Source organism: Thiomonas sp. TH-17, from assembly GCF_057473305.1.
In genome coordinates this window covers 1-19,721 of the sequence record NZ_JBYCKI010000279.1, presented here as the reverse complement: position 1 = coordinate 19,721, position 19,721 = coordinate 1, and the positions used below count along the sequence as shown (strand labels likewise).

Here is a 19,721-nt window from a genome sequence, read left to right as displayed (position 1 = left end):
CTTGGCTAATATCGCCGCTTAAGGGAAGAAAACTGGTTACCGCATGCGATACGGTTAAACCCAATAGTGCTTCATCGGAAACTTTATCTACAATTTCCACAGCAAGGCTAATGCCTGCTCGTGCAATGCGATTTGCACCCTTCTGAAATCTATGTATAAGCAATTCAGAAAGGAGATCATAATCCGCTGGCCTTTCGGTAGAAGCTGCTGTCTTTTGCGCTTCAACAAGGAGCAGCTGAAAACTAGGATCGGCAAACGCCTCCAAAGCACCTTCAACTTGAGCCATTTTAGGCATTAGCCTATTCTCAAAATCTATAACTCTAGAATTTGCGATATTTAGGGCTTCTTGAGAGTAGTCCCTTCTCAATTGCAAATTCATTTCCTGATATATTTCTCTTGCACGTTTTTCATCAATGCCAACATGCACCACCATTTGTTGTGCTTGGAGATTGGTGGAACCATCTCCACCTTTTTGGCTCTGGCTATTTATCATTCTTGTCGTCACCAATTTTCAAATCTCTACCGACTTGTATATTTGTTGATCTATCCCCACCGTTTTGAATTTGCTTGCTTCGTCGGCCAGAAGACAACCAACCAATTATTGCAAGTGGTATTGCAATGGCAACTCCACTAAACAGCCACTCTTTATTTTCAACTATCCATTCCATATGAGCGCTCTCTCAGTACGACGTATAACGCCCAGGTTAACCGGCGCCGGAGCGCGAAACGCGTAGGGCACCAACACTGGCCATAAAAATGGCGAAGCCATGGCCAGTGTTGGCGTCCGCGTTGAACCGACAGTTAGGCTGGTGAGCGAAGGCAGGGCCTTCACCCCGACTATGTGAGATTTGAGTTTTAAATAGAGCGCACGCATTAAATGCTTGCGCACCAAACGGGTGTTTTCCGCGATATTTCTTCATAGTGAATCAATATGAGAGAGTGCCACTTGGATAGCAGATTGGATCGCTTTTTTCGCTTGAGGGCTATTTTTCCAGCATGTTGAGCCAGTCAATTCCGCACCTCTATTAAGTATGTCGCTTGAATCTGCATACGCCAAGGCCTCCAGTGAGAAGATCCCCATCTGTTCCAAGCGCTCGATAACCTTGAGGCCAACTCCTTTGGCCGATAGCAGAATCCGCTTTTCTTCTTCGGTGAAGTGCATACCTTTTCCATAAGTGAAGCCTAACGTAATGTATCCCGCAATCCTTGCCAAATAAACTGACCGTTGCGGGATATTCTGGTCAGCACCTGCTCTGCAAAGCCGCTTGCAGCTTAGGTTCCGCGCGATTGGGCTGTACAAAAAAACAGATATAAACAAACCATGAAACCCGGCAAGCCCGTCCTGCAGTCGGTGCGCTTGCTCGATCAACTGCGCGAGGGAGGAGAAATGGAGTCAGGTCTACACCCGTAGCACTCCCGAATCATTCATTCCTTTGGCTGAGTCTATCCCCTGCCCCGCTCACCACCCGCGCCGTACTTGAAACACTCGCATCAAAAAGTAAAACGCCCCGAATAACGGGGCGTTTTAATGAACCGATGCTTGAGAACGTCAGGCCGCGGCGTCCTCAGCCTCTTTTTTCTTCGGTCTCGGCTCGGGCGGGGTGATGTCGAGTTTGATTTTGTCTTTCTCGGCTGCCGCTTCGTCAATATCCACCGACACCCGCCCACCATCGACCAGACGGCCGAACAGCAGTTCGTCGGCCAAGGCGCGGCGCAGGGTGTCTTGAATGAGGCGCTGCATGGGCCGGGCGCCCATGAGGGGGTCGAAACCGGCCTTGGCCAGGTGCTTGCGCAGGGCGTCGGAGAAGGTGATGTCGACCTTCTTTTCGGCCAGCTGGGCTTCGAGCTGAAGCAGGAATTTGTCGACCACGCGCAGGATGATGGTTTCGTCCAGCGGCTTGAAGCTGATGGTCGCGTCGAGCCGGTTGCGGAACTCGGGGGTGAACAGGCGCTTGATGTCGGCCATTTCGTCGCCCAGCTCGCGCTTGGTGGTGAAGCCGATGGTGGATTTCTGCATGGCTTCCGCGCCGGCATTGGTGGTCATGATGAGAATGATGTTGCGGAAGTCGGCCTTGCGTCCGTTGTTGTCGGTGAGGGTGCCGTTGTCCATGACCTGCAGCAGCACGTTGAACACGTCGGGGTGGGCTTTCTCGATTTCGTCGAGCAGCAGCACGGCGTGCGGCTTCTTGGTCACGGCCTCGGTGAGCAGACCGCCCTGGTCGAAGCCCACATAGCCGGGCGGCGCGCCGATGAGGCGCGAGACGGTGTGGCGCTCCATGTATTCCGACATATCGAAGCGAATGAGATCGACGCCCAGAGTGAACGCCAGTTGCTTGGCCACTTCGGTTTTGCCGACGCCCGTGGGGCCGCTGAACAGAAAGGCGCCGATGGGTTTGTCGGGTTTGCCCAGGCCGGAGCGCGCCATTTTGATGGCGGCGGCCAACGCGTCGATGGCGGCTTCTTGCCCGAACACGACGTTTTTCAGGTCGCGGTCGAGGCTCTTGAGCTTGGAGCGATCGTCAGTGGTGACGCTGTGCACCGGCACGCGGGCGATCTTGGAGATGATCTCCTCGATCTCGATCTTGCCGATGGTCTTTTTCTGCTTGCTCTTGGGCAGGATGCGCTGCGCCGCACCGGCTTCGTCGATAACGTCGATGGCTTTGTCGGGCAGATGGCGGTCGTTGATGTACTTGGCCGAGAGTTCGGCCGCGGCCGACAGCGCCCCCGGCGAATACTTCACGCCGTGATGCTCTTCAAACCGAGACTTGAGGCCGCGCAGAATCTCGACGGTCTGCTGCACGCTGGGCTCGACCACGTCGATCTTCTGGAAACGGCGCGAGAGCGCAGCGTCTTTTTCGAAAATGCCCCGATACTCGGTGAAGGTGGTGGCGCCGATGCAGCGCAACTGACCCGACGACAGCGCCGGCTTGAGCAGATTGCTGGCGTCGAGCGTGCCGCCCGAGGCCGAGCCGGCGCCGATGAGGGTGTGAATTTCGTCGATGAACAGCACGGCGTGCGGCTTGTCCTTGAGCTGCTTGAGCACGGCCTTGAGGCGCTGCTCGAAGTCGCCGCGATACTTGGTGCCGGCCAGCAGCGCGCCCATGTCGAGCGAATAGACCACGGCGTCTTCGAGAATGGCCGGCACCTGGCCTTCGGTAATGCGCCAGGCCAGGCCTTCGGCAATGGCGGTCTTGCCCACACCGGCTTCGCCCACCAGCAGCGGGTTGTTCTTGCGGCGGCGGCAAAGAATCTGAATGACGCGCTCGACTTCATGCTCACGGCCGATAAGCGGGTCGATCTTGCCCTGCTGCGCCAGCGCGTTGAGGTTGAGGGTGAACTGGTCGAGCGGCGATTCCTTGCCCTCTTTCTCGTCCCCGCCGTCGTCACTCGGCGCCGAAGCCGACTTGGCCGGTTCGACCGGCTCCGACTTGCGAATGCCGTGCGAGAGAAAATTCACCACATCGAGCCGGGTGACGCCCTGCTGGTGCAGGTAGTACACCGCGTGCGAATCTTTCTCGCTGAAAATGGCCACCAGCACATTGGCGCCCGTCACCTCTTTCTTGCCGTTGGAGGTGGATTGCACGTGCATGATGGCGCGCTGGATGACGCGCTGGAAGCCCAGCGTGGGCTGGGTGTCCACATCGTCCGAGCCCGGCACGATGGGGGTGTTTTCCTTGATGAACGCGGTCAGGCTCTTGCGCAGATCGTCCAGATTGGCCGAACACGCGCGCAGCACCTCGGCGGCGGAGGGGTTGTCGAGCAGGGCCAGCAGCAGATGCTCGACGGTAATGAATTCGTGGCGCTGTTGGCGCGCCTCGACAAAAGCCATGTGCAGGCTGACTTCCAGTTCTTGCGCAATCATCACGAGCCTCCTAAATGGCTTCCATTACACACTGCAAAGGATGACCGGCCTGACGGGCCGCGCCGATCACCTGTTCCACCTTGGTGGCCGCAATATCGCGGGTGTAAACCCCGCATACGCCGCGACCATCCTGGTGCACTTTTAACATGATTTGCGTCGCCGTTTCGCGGTCTTTATTGAAATAGTGCTGAATCACGACAACCACGAATTCCATCGGCGTGAAGTTGTCGTTGAGCAGGATGACCTGATACATCGCCGGCGGCTTGAGCCGCAGCGTCTGGCGCTCAACAACGACGGCGCCGCCGTCTGCTGGAGGGGGGGAATGGGAAGCTGACATGCGCAAAATTGTAGGGAGGTCTGCTGCCGTCTGTTGTCGCCAAGGGTAATTCCACAAGGTGGGCCGAATAACAAAGAACCGCAGCCTAGCCACCCATCTGCGGTGGGGCTGGCAGAAAACAAGAGCGGATGATCCCTCGCTCGCAACCCGCATAAAAAAAGACCACCGGGGTGGTCTTTCTGGCGTCAGCAACGAGGGTCACATGTGGTCGAGTCACATGTGGTCGATCATCACCTGCCCGAAGCCGGAGCAGCTCACCTGCGTGGCGTCGGGCAGCAGGCGGGCGAAGTCGTAGGTCACCTGTTTGGACAGGATGGATTTTTCCATGCTGGCGATGATGCGATCAGCCGCCTCCACCCAGCCCATGTGGCGCAGCATCATCTCGGCGGAAAGGATTTCCGAGCCGGGGTTCACATAGTCTTTACCGGCGTATTTGGGCGCGGTGCCGTGGGTGGCCTCGAACATGGCCACGCTGTCGGAAAGATTGGCGCCCGGCGCAATGCCGATGCCGCCCACCTGGGCCGCGAGCGCGTCGGAAACGTAGTCGCCGTTGAGGTTGAGGGTGGCGATCACGTCGTACTCGTCGGGGCGCAGCAGGATTTGCTGCAGGAAGGCGTCGGCAATCATGTCCTTCACCACGATGTCCCGGCCGGTCTTGGGATTTTTGAAGCTCATCCACGGCCCGCCGTCGAGCAACTGGGCGCCGAATTCCTTGCCCGCCAGGCCATAGCCCCAGTCGCGGAAGGCGCCTTCGGTGAACTTCATGATGTTGCCTTTGTGCACCAGAGTGACCGATTTACGGTCATTGTCGATGGCGTACTGCATGGCCTTGCGCACCAGCCGCTCGGTGCCCTCGCGCGACACCGGCTTGATGCCGATGCCCGAAGTTTCGGGGAAGCGGATTTTTTTCACCCCCATCTCGTTGATGAGAAAGTTGATCACTTTCTTGGCCCCCTCCGACTCGGCGGCCCATTCGATGCCGGCGTAGATGTCTTCGGAGTTCTCGCGGAAGATGACCATATCGGTCTTCTCCGGGTGCTTGACCGGCGAGGGCACGCCCTGGAAATAGCGCACCGGACGCAGGCAGACATAGAGGTCGAGCTCCTGCCGCAGCGCCACGTTGAGCGAACGGATGCCGCCACCCACGGGGGTGGTCAGCGGGCCCTTGATCGACACCACGTAGTCGCGCAGGATTTGCAGGGTGATCTCGGGCAGCCAGACGTCAGGGCCATAGACGCGCGTCGCCTTCTCACCGGCGAAAATTTCCATCCAGGCGATCTTGCGCTTGCCGCCGTAGGCCTTCTCAACCGCCGCGTCCACCACCTTGATCATCACCGGGGTGATGTCGAAGCCCGTACCGTCACCCTCGATGTAGGGAATGATGGGATGGTCGGGAACGTTGAGCGAAAAGTCCGGGTTGACCGTGATTTTTTCGCCTTCGGGTACGCGGATGTGTTGATCCATGAGGGGTCTCCTTCGGTAGTTACCCGAGCATTCTATGCCTCGGCAATGGTGGAACGAAACAGTCTTGTATATGACATAAGAGTGGGTTTTGCGCGGCTCAAGCCAAATCGGCGTGTGCCGCTCGATATTGCGCCTGATGCTGCTTCCAGGCGTCGTGCAGCGCCTTGGCGGTATGCCCCGGCGCATCGGCTTCGAGGAAGTCGGCCGTCGGCCCCTGCATCACCAGCCGCCCGCCGCCCTTGCCGCCTTCAGGGCCTAGATCGATCAGCCAGTCGGCATTGGCCATCATGTCGAGGTCGTGCTCGATGACCACCACGGTGTGGCCGCTGTCGGTCAGGCGGTGCAGCACCCGGATGAGTTTTTCGGTATCGGTCTTGTGCAGACCGACGGTCGGCTCGTCGAGCACGTACACCGTCGGCCGGGTTCCGGCGGTGGCCAGCTCGGTGACCAGCTTGATCCGCTGCGCCTCACCGCCCGACAAGAAGGGGCTGGGCTGGCCGAGTTGCAAGTACCCCAGCCCCACGTCCTGCAGCAATTGCAGGGCGTGGTGGATTTTGCGGTGCGCCGCGAAAAACTCGACGGCTTCGTCCACTTCCATCTGCAGCACCTCGCCGGCGTTGCGGCCGCGCAGCCGCACCGCGAGCGTTTCGGGGTTGAAGCGCAGGCCGTTGCAATCGGTGCAGGGCACGGTGACGTCGGGCAGGAAGTTCATCGCCACCTTCACCGCGCCCTGCCCCTCGCAGGTCGGGCAGCGGCCGGGGCCGGTGTTGAAGGAGAAACGGCTGGCGGAATAGCCGCGGATGCGCGCTTCTTCGGTGTCTGCAAACAACTGGCGGATGCCGTCCCAGAGGCCCAGATAGGTGGCGGCGCAGGAACGGGGCGTCTTGCCGATGGGGGCCTGATCGACTTCGAGCACGCGCTCCAGACCCTCCCAACCCGTCAGGTCGCCCGCGTCCTCAATCTCGCCCGCATCGCCCGCGAGCCGCTGACGCAGCGCGGGCACCAGAACTTCGCGGGCCAGCGTGGATTTGCCCGAACCCGACACGCCGGTGACGACGGTGAGTCGACCGCGCGGAAACTGCGCGCTCAAGCCCTGCAGATTGTGCAGATGCGCGCTGCGCAGATGCAAGGCGGGCTGGTCGGCCTGGGTGATCGGGCGCGGCTGCAAGGGCCAGGGCATGGGATCGCGCAGGCTGCGCGCGGTGGCCGTGTCGGCATGGGCCATGACCTCCGCCAGCGCGCCGCTGGCCACGACCTGACCGCCGCGCCGCCCCGCCCCCGGGCCGATGTCGATGAGATGATCGGCGCGGCGCATGGTGTCTTCATCGTGCTCCACCACCACCAGCGTGTTGCCCTTGGCCTTGAGCAGGGCCAGCGCGTCGAGCAGGATGCGGTTGTCCCGGGGATGCAGGCCGATGGTCGGCTCGTCGAGCACGTAGCACACGCCGCGCAGATTGCTGCCGAGTTGCGCCGCCAGCCGGATGCGCTGCGCCTCGCCGCCGGAGAGCGTGGGCGCGCCGCGGTCGAGCCCCAGATAGCCGAGGCCCACCTGCTGCATGAAGGCCAGGCGCGAACGGATTTCACTCAGCGCGTCGCGCACGATCTCGGCCTCGCGCGGCGTGAGCGCCAGGGCGCCGAACCAGGCGGCCGCGGCATCGATATCGCGCGCGGCCAGTTGGGCGATGGACTGATCGCGCAGCCGAACCGCCAGACTGTCGTGGTTCAGCCGCGCGCCGTGGCAGCTCGGACAGGTGGACGGAACGCCCGTTTCGGCAACGGGTGCGGCCTTGCGACCCCGGCCCGGTTTGCCTCGCGACGCCGCTTTCTCGCCGTCCGCCTCAGCCCAGGCGGCCTCCTCGCCGGTCTGCTCGGCATCGAAGCCCGCGATCAGTTCCCCGGTGCCGAAGCAGGTGCCGCACCAGCCCGTGGGCGAGTTGTAGGAAAACTGGCGCGGATCGAGTTCCCGGAAGCTGCGCCCGCAGCCCGGACAGGCCCGCTTGGTGGACAGCAGCAGGCTGCGCATCGGCGGCTCGGGCTGCCCCGACGCCATCGCCTCTTTCAAACCATCGAGCGGCGCCAGCACCAACACCACGCCTTTGCCGAGCGCCAGCGCGCGCCTCAGCAGATCGCGCAGCGCCTCCTCGTTGTCGGCCCGCACCACCACGTCGCCCACGGGCAGTTCGATGCTGTGCTCCTTGAAGCGATCGAGACGCGGCCAGGGATCGGTCGGCACGAATGCGCCGTCCACCCGCAGATGGGTGTAGCCCATGCTGCGCGCCCACACCGCCAGATCGGTGTAGTAACCCTTGCGCTGCACCACCAGCGGCGCCAGCAGCCCGATATGCTGGCCGCGCCAGTCGCGCCGCAATTGCGCGGCAATGGCCTCCGGGCTTTGCGGCTCGATGGGGATGTTGCAGTCCGGACAGTATTGCGTGCCGCACTTGGCATAGATCAGGCGCAGGAAGTGGTAAGCCTCGGTGAGCGTGCCCACGGTGCTCTTGCGCCCGCCGCGGCTGGTGCGTTGCTCGATGGCCACCGTGGGCGGAATGCCGACGATGGCCTCCACATCGGGCCGCGCCGCGGGCTGCACGAACTGCCGCGCGTAGGCATTGATCGACTCCAGATAGCGCCGCTGGCCTTCGGTGAACAGCACATCGAAGGCCAGGGTCGATTTGCCGGAGCCGGAAACGCCGGTGATCACCGTCATCTCGCCACGCGGAATATCCACATCGACCCCGCGCAGATTGTGCTCACGCGCCTGACGGATGGCGATGAATCCGGCCTTGCCGGCCCGCAGCGCGCTGGCAAGGTGGGGGCCGACGGGTTCGTCGGCGGGTTCGTCGGCGGCATCGGGTGCTGCGGTGCGATACGTCGCAGCCGGTTCGGCAACTTGGAGTAGAGACGAGGCATTCGCCGCTTCCCTCTCCCGACCTCCCCCACGAGTGGAGGAGGAGAAAACCGGGGAGGATTGGGGTGAGGAGGTGCGCTGCGCCGCGTCCCGTGCCAGCGCCTGGCCGGTGAACGATGTCGCGCAGACAGCCAGTTCGTCGGGCGGCCCGGCGAACACCAGCCGCCCCCCGGCGTCGCCCCCTTCGGGGCCGAGGTCGATGACCCAGTCCGACGAGGCGATGACATCGAGGTTGTGCTCGATCACCAGCACGGTGTGCCCGGCGTCCAGCAGTTTGCGCAGGGCGCGCAGCAGTTTGGCCACGTCGTCGAAATGCAGGCCGGTGGTCGGCTCGTCGAACAGGAACAGCGTGCCCTTGCGCGCCAGTCCGGCCCGGGTCTTGGCGGCCTCGGCCAGAAAGCCCGCGAGCTTGAGCCGCTGGGCTTCGCCGCCTGAGAGCGTCGGCGTGGGCTGACCCAGGCGCAGATAGTCCAGCCCCACATCCACCAGGGCCTGCAGCGTGCGGGTGATGTCGGACTGCCCGCGAAAGCGCTGCAGGGCCTCGGCCACGGTGAGGTTGAGCACATCAGCCATGTTCAGCGGGGCGAACCCGGCCTGCGCCGGCAGTTGCACTTCGAGCACTTCGGCGCGGTAGCGCTTGCCGTCGCAGTCGGGACAGCGCAGGTAAACGTCCGACAGGAACTGCATTTCCACATGCTCGAAGCCCGAACCGCCGCAGGTGGGGCAACGGCCATCGCCGCTGTTGAAGCTGAAGGTTCCCGCGGTGTAGCTGCGCTCGCGGGCGGCAGGCAAGGCGGCGAACAGGGCGCGCAGGCCGTCGAAAGCACCGACGAAACTCACCGGATTGGACCGGGCCGTCTTGCCGATGGGCGACTGATCGACCAGCACCACGTCGCCCACCTGATCGGCGCCGAGCAGGCGGTCGAACGCGCCGGGCACGGGCGCGGTCTTGCCCAGCGCGCGGGCCAGCGCCGGATAAAGCACGTCGCCGATGAGGGTGGACTTGCCGCAGCCCGACACGCCAGTGAGCGCCGTCATGAAGCCCAGCGGAATCTCGGCAGTCAGCGACTTGAGGTTGTGCTCGCGCGCGCCTTCCAGAATGAGGCGCGGCGCCAGCAGACCACCCTGCGCGTCGCGGCGCGGGGTTCGCCTGCGCGGCAGAGCGTCGCTCACCTGCAGCGCACCGCTGAGGTAGCGCCCGGTCAGCGTGTTTGAGCGCTGCGCCTGATCGAGCGTGCCCTGGAACACCAACTGTCCGCCGCGTTCGCCCGGGCCGGGGCCGATTTCCAGCATCCAGTCGGCGGTGCGCATGAGCTGGGGGTCGTGCTCGACGAGAAGCAGCGAATTGCCAGCCTCCTTGAGCCGGTGCAGCACGCCACCCAGCCGGTCGAGATCGCGTGGGTGCAGGCCGATGGAAGGCTCGTCGAGCACGAACAGGGTTTGCGTCAGCGCCGTGCCCAGCGCGGTGGTCAGATTGATGCGCTGCACCTCGCCGCCCGACAAGGTGCGCGACTGGCGGTCGAGCGTGAGATAGCCCAGGCCGACATCCCGCAGGTAGCGCAGGCGCGAACGGATGTTGTCGAGCAGCATGCTGCTGGCCGTCTGCGCCATCTCCGGCAGCGCCAGATCGGCGAACAGCCGCTGCAGGCGCTCGATCGGCAGCGAGTTGATATCGTGCAGATTCAGGCCCGGCAGACCACCGAGCACGGCGTCGCTCCACTGCGCCCCAACCGGGCGGAAGCGCCGGTAGCCGCCTTGCAGCGCGGTGTCGGCCTGGAGCTTCGAGCCGATGCGCCACAGCAGGGCTTCGGTCTTGAGCCGCGCGCCCTGGCAGGTGGGGCAGGCGGTGTAGCTGCGGTATTTGGACAGCAGCACGCGCACGTGCATCTTGTAAGCGCGGCTCTCCAGCCAGTCGAAGTAGCGTCGCACTCCGTAGAACTGCTTTTGCCAGTTGCCGCGCCAGGCGGGGTCGCCCTCGATCACCCAGGTGCGCTCGCGCTCGCTGAGCTCGGCCCAGGGCACGTCGAGCCTGACCTCGGCCTGCGCGGCGTAGCGTTCCAGATCGGTCTGGCACTCGGCAAAGCTTTGCGTCTGCCAGGGCTTGACCGCCCCGGCCCGCAGCGTCTTTCGTGCATCGGGAATCACCAGATCGAGATCGACGCCAATCACCCGACCGAAACCGCGGCAGGTTTCGCAGGCGCCGACGGGCGAGTTGAAGCTGAACAGGCCGGGGCCGGGATCGCGGTAATGGATATCGCAATCAGGGCAATGCAGATCCGACGAGTAGCGCCAGACCACTCCCTTCTCGCCGGCTTCGGGCGGCAGTTCATGCACTTCCATTCGGCCCTGGCCGAGCCGCAGGGCCGTCTCGACGGCCTCGCTGAGCCGCGCGGGCTCCTCAGTCGGCAGACGCAGCCGGTCCTGCACCACGTCGAGCACCCGGCCCTGCGGCGTTTCGCGCTCACCCAGCAGGCGGGTGTAGCCCTGCGCGGCGAGTTGCTGGGTGATGTGCTCCACGCTCATGCCCTGCGGCACCGCCACCGCGAACACGACGGCGGCGCGCAGCCCTTGCGGCAGCCCACGCGCTCGGTGCTGCACGTCGCAGGCGATGCTCTGCGCCGAATCCCGCCGCACCACCGCGCCGCAGCCCCGGCAGTGCAGCGTGGCCGCGCGCGCGAACAGCAATTTGAGATGATCGGCCAGTTCCGTCATGGTGCCCACGGTGGAGCGGGAGGTGCGCACCGGGTTGGTCTGATCGATGGCGATGGCCGGCGGAATGCCTTCGATGCGATCGACCTGCGGGCGATCCATGCGGTCGAGAAACTGCCGCGCGTAAGGCGAGAATGTCTCGACATAGCGCCGCTGGCCCTCGGCATACACCGTGTCGAACACCAGCGAGCTCTTGCCCGACCCCGAAACGCCCGTGACGACGACAATGCGTCCCAGCGGGATGTCCAGGTCGAGATTCTTGAGATTGTTCTGCCTCGCACCAAAGATGCGGATGGCGCCGTTTTCGTCGGAGACGCAAGCCGAAGAGCTGGGGAAATGTGCAGTCATCCGACCACTATACCGGGAGCGATTGCACTGCGTCTCCCGCAGGACTTTGCGCTGACGGCCCATCAAAAACAGATTCGCACCCTCCCTTCAGCCACGCCCGAATGTGTCGTTTCAAGCTGTAACCTCTCACCCGCATTTGCGGGGGTTCGCCCCCTGCGCTAGGTAGAATTTGTCAACGATCCGCCCGCAGACTCTTCACTTATGCGATTGCCCAAGCGCCCTGCCCTGATCTCCGCCCTGTTCGGCAAGCCGGCCAACCCGCGCGCGGCGGCCCATTCGCGGCATCTGGAAATTCTCATCACCCGGCCTGGCCACGCCGCCCACAGCTTTCGCATCGATCTCAATGCCCTGCGCCGTGTGGCGATCTGGGTGCTTGCGGCCGTCGCCCTGTGGCTCATGGTCACGTTTTTCATGGCCTGGCGCCAGGTCGCCAGCGGCAATCTTCAGCAGCAGGCGGATCAATTGGCCGCGCAAGCCGCCACCGCCCAGAGCGCCAACGCCCGGCTGCAGGCCGAAAACGGCGCCATGGCCAGCCATCTGCTGGCGCTCAAACAACGCGTGGACAGCCTCGCCACCACCATGCGCGGATTTGTGCAGAAGCGGGCCGAACAGTTTCCCGTGGAGTCGAACAACGTCAAAAACAACGCCAACCAGGGCGGCATCGCCCAACCGCTCAACGCGGGCAATGCCCCGGCGCTGCTGCACGATGAGGTTGATCTGATCGGTGCGCGCCTGAACCTGCTGCTGCCGCAGGCTCATCATCTCGCTTCGCTGGAGGCGGCGAGGCCCATGGGCGATCCCGTCACCGGCAATGCGCCGATCACGTCGGATTACGGCCTGCGCTCCAACCCCATGGGGCACGGCGTGGAATTTCACAACGGCATCGACTTTGGCGTGAAAGTGGGCACCCCCATCCATGCCACCGCCAACGGCGTGGTCGAGAGTGCGGGGTGGAAGTCGGGCTACGGAAACTGTGTGGTCATCGACCATCCCTTCGGCTACCGCAGCCTGTTCGGCCACCTCAGCACCATCCAGGTCAAGGCCGGCGATACGATCACCCGTGGTCAGGTCATCGCCCTGTCGGGCAATACCGGCCGCTCCACCGGCCCGCATTTGCACTACACCCTGTTCTACGGGGACAAGACGCTCGACCCCGCCACCTACCTGCTCGCCCAACGATAGGACTGCCTCATGTTCAAGCCCAAAACTCCGAAGACCACTGACGTCTGGACGAAAGAATCGGCCACATCCTCCGCCGCAACGGCTGCCGTCACGCCCTCGGCGCTGACCTATATCGGCGCCGGCAGCGAGGTGCATGGCGACTTGCGCGCGGCGGGTAATCTGCGCGTCGACGGCACGATATTCGGCACCGTGCAGGTCGATGGCGATCTCGAAGTCTCCACCACCGGCGTGATCGAAGGCAAGCAGGTCAGCGCCCGCAGCGTGCTGGTGCACGGGCGCATCAAGGCCAAAGTGCACGCCACGGAACAACTGCGCATTCACGGCCAGGGCCAGGTTGAAGGCGACGTGACGGCGCAATCACTCGACATCGAAGCCGGGGCGCATTTCACCGGCTACAGCCGCACCGGCATGTCCCAGGAGGCCGAGGTGCTGCAACTCGATCACGAGGCTCAAGCACCCGAGCCCAATCGGGCGCTCGAAGACGACGAGATTCAACCGGCCGTTTGACATCCGCCCTGCATGCTGAAACCTGACATGCTGTAATGCCAGCATGTCAGCCGAATACGCCTCATCCCGCTCCCTTCCCCAAACCGACAAACGTCCCCGCAGCCGCTCGATGCGCAGCTTGAGCGGCCTGCTGCCGTTTCTGCGCCCGTATCGCGGACGCATTGCGGTAGCGCTGCTCTTTTTATTGCTCGCCGCGGGCAGCACCCTGGCGTTCCCGATGGCCCTGCGCTGGCTGATCGACGCCGGCATGCTGCATGCGCAAGCCAGCCGGGCCGCCTTAGGCTGGCATTTCGCCGGGCTGTTCGGGCTGGCTGTGGCCCTGGGGGTGTTTTCCGCCGCGCGCTTCTATATGGTGAGTTGGCTGGGCGAGCGCATCACCGCCGATGTGCGCAGCGCCGTCTATGCCCACGTGCTGCGGCAGAGCCCGCAGTTTTTCGAGCACACGCAAACCGGCGAAGTGCTGTCGCGCCTCACCACCGATACCACGCTGGTACAGACCGTGGTCGGCACCAGTTTTTCCATGGGGCTGCGCAACGTGGTGGTGCTGTTCGGCGGCATGGCCATGCTGGTCATCACCAATCCCGGCCTGATGCTGGGCGTGGGCGTGGTCATCGCCCTGGTGGTGGCTCCCGCCGTGTTCATCGGCCGCCGCGTGCGCCGCCTCTCGCGCGCCAGCCAGGACCGCATCGCCGACGCCAGCGCGCTGGCCTCCGAAGTGCTGGCGGCCATGCCCGTGGTGCAGAGCTATGCCCGCGAAGACGACGAGGCCCGGCGGTTTTCGGGCTCGGCAGAAACCGCCTTTCGCACCGCGGTCAGCCGTAACAAGGTGCGCTCGCTGCTCACCGCTTTCATCATCGTCGCCATGTTCGGCGCCTTGCTCTATGGCCTGTATCTGGGCACGGTGTCGGTCATGGAGGGGCGCATGAGCGCCGGCGTTCTGGGGCAGACGGTGCTCTATATCGGATTGGTGGCCGGTTCGGCCGCCGCGCTGGCCGAAGTGTTTGGCGACTTGCTGCGCGCGGCCGGCGCCACTGAGCGCCTGATGGAACTGCTGGCCGAACAATCGCCCGTGCGCAATCCGGCGCATCCAGTCGCCCTGCCCGCCGTACAGCGCGGCTCGGCCGTGATGCTCGACCATGTGCGGTTTTTCTACCCCTCACGGCCGGACAAACCGGCGCTCGACGATTTTTCGCTACGCATCGAGCCCGGCGAAACCGTGGCCCTGGTCGGCCCCAGCGGCGCCGGCAAAACCACTGTGCTGCAACTGCTGCTGCGCTTTTACGACGCGCAGCAAGGCAGCATCCGCATCGACGGCGTGGACGTGCAGCAGGCCGACTTCAAGGCGCTGCGCCAGCGCATCGGTCTCGTGCCGCAGGACGCGGTGATCTTCTCTGCCAGCGCGGCTGACAACATCCGCTACGGCCACCCCGAAGCCAGCGACGCCGAGGTGCAGGCCGCAGCCCGCGCGGCGCAGGCCGAAGACTTTCTGCGCGAACTGCCGCAGGGCGACGCCACCTATCTGGGCGAACGCGGCGTGCGGCTTTCTGGCGGACAGCGCCAGCGCATCAGCATCGCCCGCGCCATTCTGAAAAACGCCCCGCTGCTGCTGCTCGACGAAGCCACCAGCGCGCTCGACGCCGCCAGCGAGCGCGATGTGCAGACCGCGCTCGAACACGCCATGCGCGATCGCACCACCCTGGTCATCGCCCACCGCCTCGCCACCGTGCAGCGCGCCGACCGCATTGTGGTGATGGATCAGGGCCGCATCATCGACATCGGCACCCACGCCGAACTCATGGCCCGCGACGGCCTCTACGCCAGCCTGGCGTCGCTGCAATTCATGCAGTAGGGCGGGACCTGTTTCACCCGGCGAGTGCCGTGCGCCTGATTGATCCATGAGGAGATACCTATAGAATTACACGTTACGTTATAACGTTTAATTTCTATGCGACACTTACTTCAAAGCCTTTTGGTTGCCGCCGCATCCGGTGGTTTCTTCTGCGCCCCCAACCTCGTTTGGGCTGACGAGCATGAGCGGGAGGAACATCTCACTCCAGAAGGCATTCGATTCGACGCCCGCATCTACATCGATACCGTCGCTTACGACGCAACACGCCAACTGACTCCGCAGGATGCGCTAGGCATCTACAACGTGCACAACGACCACGCTGAAGGCGGCCATCAGCATGGCGCGGGCTTTCGCAACGGTCTGAGCCTGAACAACACCGAGGCCCATTTGGGACTGCAGATTCCGGGCTGGGCAGAAGGCCGGTTGAATCTCAGCGCAAGCGCCGACGGAATGGAACTGGAGGAGGCCTGGCTGCGCACCCGGTTTCTACCCGCAGGTTTGCAGGTCAAGGGAGGCAAGTTTTTGAGCGACATCGGTGCGCTCAACAAGCTGCATCCTCACGCCTGGAGCTTTGTCGATCAAGCGCTGCCCTATCAGATGTTGTTCAACGGCGGGCTTGGCGGCACGGGCGTTCAGGTCGTTTGGCGGGCTCCGATGCCGCTGGATCTGCGCTTGGGCGTCGAGGCCCTGAATAGCGAAAACGAAGGTATCGCGGCCTATGTTGGCCCGACGGCCAGTCAAACCACCCAGCGCCCGATTGCGTTCTCAAACCGCGGCCCCTGGCCCAACGTCTGGACGGCGTTCATCAAATCGGGCGGAGAAATCGCCCCCCAACACCATGTCGATGGCGGGTTGTCGTGGGTGAAATCGAAACATCACCAAGAGCTGCACACCTACCACCCCGGCATCAACGACGCCGAGCACGGTCTGCAAGGCGACGTTTCCATGCTGGGCGCCAACCTGGGTTACCGCTTCAACGCCCAAGGCGATGAAGGCGCGGGTGATGTCTCGTTGCTGGCCGAATATTGGTTGCAGGAGAAAAACATGAAGTTGAGCTTCCATGAGCTCAAGCCAAGGTTGGTCGGTCAGCCACGCGATCTGAAGGTGAATGCGTTCACCCTGCAGGCTCTTTATGGCTTGTTGCCGCACTGGCAAATCGGCCTCAGGTATGACGGCTCCGGCATGATTCATGAAGCCCGTCGCGCCAATGCCCAGGTCGGCCCGACGAACACCAGCTACTTCGACCCCTTGCACCGAGTCAGCGGCGTGGTGACCTGGCGCTTCAACGAGCAACATCAGCTACGTTTTCAGGCGTCCCGCATCACGGGTAGCTTTGCGGAAACCCCGGCAGGCGGGGGAAAGGACGTGGCGGTACACCGCAGCTACAACGCGTTCTACCTGCAATATCAGTTCAACTTCGGCACGCCAGCGACGCATACGCACCATTGAGGCGGGGCGCCCATTTGTTTCTCCCCATGATGGAAGACCCCGCCCGGCGAAGTTACAGCCCCAGCTTATCCGCGACGAAATCCGCATCCTTGTCGCCACGGCCGGAGAGGTTGACCAGAATGTCGGCGTCCTTGCCGAGTGCAGCGGCCTGCTTCATCGCCCAGGCGACGGCATGGGCCGATTCGAGCGCGGGGATGAGCCCTTCGGTGCGCGACAGGGTCATGAACGCCTCCAGGCAGGCCGCGTCGTCGACGGCGTAATACTCGGCGCGGCCCAGATCTTTGAGATAGGCATGCTGCGGGCCCACGCCGGGGTAGTCGAGCCCGGAGGCGATGGAATACACCGGGTCGGGCTCACCTTCCTTCACTTCTTGCAGCAGATAGGAATGGAAGCCATGCAGCGTGCCGGGCTTGCCGTAGCTCAGCGTGGCCGCGTGCTTGCCGGTTTCGCGGCCGACGCCCGAGGGCTCCACGCCCACCAGCCGCACGCCCAGATCGGCGATGAAACCGGAAAAAATGCCCATCGCGTTCGACCCGCCGCCCACGCAGGCCGCGACCACATCAGGCAGCTTGCCCGCCTGCTTCGGAAATTGCTCGCGCGCCTCGCGCCCGACGACCGACTGGAACTCGGCCACCATCATCGGGAAGGGGTGCGGACCGACCACCGAGCCGATGGCGTAGAAGAAATGCTCGGGGTCGCGCAGATATTCGTCGAAGGCGCTGTCCACGGCATCTTTGAGCGTCTTGGTGCCGCGATCGACGCTCACCACCTTGGCGCCGAGAATCTTCATCTTGGTGACATTGGGGTGTTCCTTGGCGACGTCGATCTCGCCCATGTGGATTTCGCACGGCAGGCCGACCAGGGCGCAGGCCGTGGCCAGGGCTACGCCGTGCTGCCCGGCGCCGGTTTCCGCCAGCACCTTGGTCTTGCCCATGTGCTTGGCCAGCAGCGCCTCGCCCAGACAGTGATTGATCTTGTGCGCGCCGGTATGGTTGAGGTCTTCGCGCTTGAACCAGATGCGCGCGCCGCCGCAATGCGCGGTCAGACGTTTGGCGAGATAGATGGGGCTGGGGCGGCCGACGTAATGGGTGTAGAGATCATCCAGCTCGCTGCGGTAGGCCTTGGTGTCGCGGATGGACAGATAGGCGCGGCCGATGTCGTCCATGATGGCCTTGAGATGCAGCGGCAGATACTGGCCGCCATAGGGCCCGAAGTTGCCGTTGACGTCCGGTTGAAGATCGATGGCTGGCTGCATGCAAAATCTCCTTGAAAGTGACAAACCGATAGTATCCCTCCCCAATTCGCGCACTTTGACCTGATTCATGCCTTCCCTTTCCACCCCTTACGAAGACCTGATGCGTCACGTCTTCACCCACGGCCAGGACAAGACCGACCGCACGGGCACGGGCACGCGCAGCGTGTTCGGCCACCAGATGCGATTCGATCTGTCGGCCGGTTTTCCGCTCATCACCACCAAGCGGGTGCATTTCAAGAGCATCGCCTACGAGCTGTTGTGGTTTCTGCGCGGCGAGTCCAACGTGCGCTGGCTGCAGGAGCACGGCGTGACGATCTGGGACGAGTGGGCGCGCGAAGACGGCGAACTCGGCCCGGTCTACGGCGTGCAGTGGCGTTCGTGGCCCGCGCCGACGGCCGACGACCCGCACCGTTCCATCGACCAGATCAGCGAAGTGCTGCGGCAACTGCGCACCCAGCCCGATTCGCGCCGCATCATCGTCAGCGCCTGGAACGTCGGCCAGATCGCGGAAATGGCCCTGCCCCCCTGCCATGCGTTTTTCCAGTTCTACGTCGCCCCGCCACGCGAGCCCGGAGAGCCAGGGCGCCTGAGCTGCCAGCTCTATCAGCGCAGCGCCGACATTTTTCTCGGCGTGCCCTTCAACATCGCCAGTTATGCGCTGCTCACCTTGATGATCGCGCAGCAGACCGATCTTCTGCCCGGCGATTTCGTCTGGACCGGGGGCGACTGCCACCTCTACAGCAACCATTTCGCCCAGGTGCAAGAGCAACTCAGCCGCGCGCCCTACCCCTACCCCACGCTGGCGTTCGCGCGCAAGCCCGAGAGCCTGTTCGACTACGCCTTCGACGATTTCGTGCTGAGCAACTATCAGCATCATCCGGCGATCAAAGCGCCCGTCGCGGTATGAACGGAGCCCCCACGCTCACTGCGTTCGCTGCCCCCCGAGGGGGCGCTCGCGCCCTTCGGGCGGCCGGGCGGGCGCTCGGTTCAGCCCCCACGCTCACTGCGTTCGCTGCCCCCCGAGGGGGCGCTCGCGCCCTTCGGGCGGCCGGGCGGGCGCTCGGCACTTCGTCATGACTCAGCTCGTACTCATCGCCGCCGTGGCGCGCAACGGCATGATCGGCAAGGACGGCGGCATGCCCTGGCATCTGCCGGCCGATTTGCAGCACTTCAAACGCCTCACCCTGGGCCACCCCATTCTGATGGGGCGCCGTACCTGGGATTCGCTGGGACGGCCACTTCCGGGACGCCGCAATATCGTGATCAGCCGTCAGCCAGGATGGCAGGCGGCGGGGGCGGAACCTGCCGAGTCGCTTCCCATAGCGCTGCAGCGGGTGGCGGGTGATGCGCTGGCCTTCGTCATCGGCGGCGCGCAGCTTTATGCCCAGGCGCTGCCCCTGGCTGACCGGCTGGAACTGACCGAGATCGATTACGACTTTGAAGGCGATACGCGCTTTCCCGATTGGGATCGCAGCCGTTTCACCGAAACCGCGCGCGAATCGCACCTCGCGCCAGAAGGCTGGGCGTATCACTTCGTCACCTACACCGCCAGGACTGCATCGATAGGCTGAGAGGGTGTGAACCGTGGCGGTGTGCGCAATGTTGTTCCAAGGCGTCGCCGTATGGGCGGGGCTGCCCGCCTTTTTGTTCGCCCTCATGCTGCTGGGGTTCCGCCTCAATACCCGGTTTACCTGGATTTTGTTGCTGCTCGGCCTCGCCGGGCTGGCCGCGCAAGGGCTGTCCATCGCCTGCGCCGGCTGGGCAAACGCCAGCGCCTGGCTGCCCGATTGCTGCGGTTTGGGCTCTGCTGCGCGCATGCTCTCTGCCGAAGGGCTTTGGTGGCTCAATCTG

15 protein-coding genes are annotated in these 19,721 nt (G+C 63.7%); 7 read left to right on the top strand and 8 right to left on the bottom strand.

All coding sequences use genetic code 11. The features are described 5' to 3' along the window. From AC2VLV_RS15760 to uvrA, 7 genes are all read right to left on the bottom strand, one after another. Positions 1–493, bottom strand: a 493-nt coding sequence (locus AC2VLV_RS15760) for an LPO_1073/Vpar_1526 family protein (protein WP_486990878.1), incomplete at its 3' end; no start/stop codon positions are given. After that, the gene (locus tag AC2VLV_RS15755; RefSeq protein ID WP_486990877.1) at positions 483–668 is read right to left on the bottom strand and encodes a hypothetical protein; all 186 of its coding nucleotides are present in this window, start codon (positions 666–668) and stop codon (positions 483–485) included. The genes AC2VLV_RS15760 and AC2VLV_RS15755, both read right to left, overlap by 11 nt. A 248-nt stretch (positions 669–916) precedes the next feature. Next, positions 917–1,369 carry a hypothetical protein gene (locus AC2VLV_RS15750; RefSeq protein ID WP_486990876.1) on the bottom strand — a complete coding sequence of 151 codons (453 nt, stop codon included), beginning with the start codon at positions 1,367–1,369 and terminating at the stop codon, positions 917–919. A 180-nt stretch (positions 1,370–1,549) separates the two neighbouring features. Further along, complete coding sequence (gene clpA / locus AC2VLV_RS15745) at positions 1,550–3,862, bottom strand: ATP-dependent Clp protease ATP-binding subunit ClpA (protein WP_486990875.1); 2,313 nt, start codon at positions 3,860–3,862, stop codon at positions 1,550–1,552. A 10-nt stretch (positions 3,863–3,872) separates the two neighbouring features. Next, positions 3,873–4,199, bottom strand: coding sequence for an ATP-dependent Clp protease adapter ClpS (gene clpS / locus AC2VLV_RS15740; protein WP_486990874.1), 327 nt, complete (start codon positions 4,197–4,199; stop codon positions 3,873–3,875). Between the two features lie 213 nt (positions 4,200–4,412). Beyond that, the gene (gene icd / locus AC2VLV_RS15735; RefSeq protein WP_486990873.1) at positions 4,413–5,663 is read right to left on the bottom strand and encodes an NADP-dependent isocitrate dehydrogenase; all 1,251 of its coding nucleotides are present in this window, start codon (positions 5,661–5,663) and stop codon (positions 4,413–4,415) included. A gap of 97 nt (positions 5,664–5,760) precedes the next feature. Then, on the bottom strand, positions 5,761–11,628 hold the full coding sequence (gene uvrA / locus AC2VLV_RS15730; protein WP_486990872.1) for an excinuclease ABC subunit UvrA: 5,868 nt from the start codon (positions 11,626–11,628) through the stop codon (positions 5,761–5,763). Between the two features lie 201 nt (positions 11,629–11,829). Between uvrA and AC2VLV_RS15725 the strand changes: the two genes are divergently transcribed. The 4 genes from AC2VLV_RS15725 (at position 11,830) to AC2VLV_RS15710 (ending at position 16,615) form a co-directional block, all read left to right on the top strand. Next, positions 11,830–12,810, top strand: a complete 981-nt coding sequence (locus tag AC2VLV_RS15725; protein WP_486990871.1) for a M23 family metallopeptidase — start codon at positions 11,830–11,832, stop codon at positions 12,808–12,810. 9 nt (positions 12,811–12,819) lie between these two features. Next, positions 12,820–13,317: a bactofilin family protein gene (locus AC2VLV_RS15720; RefSeq protein ID WP_486990870.1), complete on the top strand. Its 498-nt coding sequence runs from the start codon at positions 12,820–12,822 to the stop codon at positions 13,315–13,317. 109 nt (positions 13,318–13,426) lie between these two features. Then, positions 13,427–15,166 carry an ABC transporter transmembrane domain-containing protein gene (locus AC2VLV_RS15715; protein WP_486990869.1) on the top strand — a complete coding sequence of 580 codons (1,740 nt, stop codon included), beginning with the start codon at positions 13,427–13,429 and terminating at the stop codon, positions 15,164–15,166. A 96-nt stretch (positions 15,167–15,262) separates the two neighbouring features. Then, complete coding sequence (locus tag AC2VLV_RS15710; RefSeq protein WP_486990868.1) at positions 15,263–16,615, top strand: TonB-dependent receptor; 1,353 nt, start codon at positions 15,263–15,265, stop codon at positions 16,613–16,615. Between the two features lie 52 nt (positions 16,616–16,667). Here the strand turns inward: AC2VLV_RS15710 and trpB are convergent, their stop codons facing one another. Beyond that, a complete protein-coding gene (gene trpB, locus AC2VLV_RS15705; protein WP_486990867.1) occupies positions 16,668–17,870 on the bottom strand; it encodes a tryptophan synthase subunit beta in 1,203 nt (400 codons plus the stop codon). Positions 17,871–17,937: 67 nt separating this feature from the next. Here trpB and AC2VLV_RS15700 point away from each other — a divergent pair, with 67 nt between their 5' ends. The 3 genes from AC2VLV_RS15700 to AC2VLV_RS15690 all read left to right on the top strand — a co-directional run. Then, positions 17,938–18,777, top strand: a complete 840-nt coding sequence (locus tag AC2VLV_RS15700) for a thymidylate synthase (RefSeq protein WP_486990866.1) — start codon at positions 17,938–17,940, stop codon at positions 18,775–18,777. Between the two features lie 166 nt (positions 18,778–18,943). After that, entirely contained in the window at positions 18,944–19,441 is a 498-nt protein-coding gene (locus AC2VLV_RS15695) for a dihydrofolate reductase (RefSeq protein ID WP_486990865.1), read from the top strand. 28 nt (positions 19,442–19,469) lie between these two features. Further along, on the top strand, positions 19,470–19,721 hold a 252-nt coding region (locus AC2VLV_RS15690), incomplete at its 3' end, for a hypothetical protein (protein WP_486990864.1).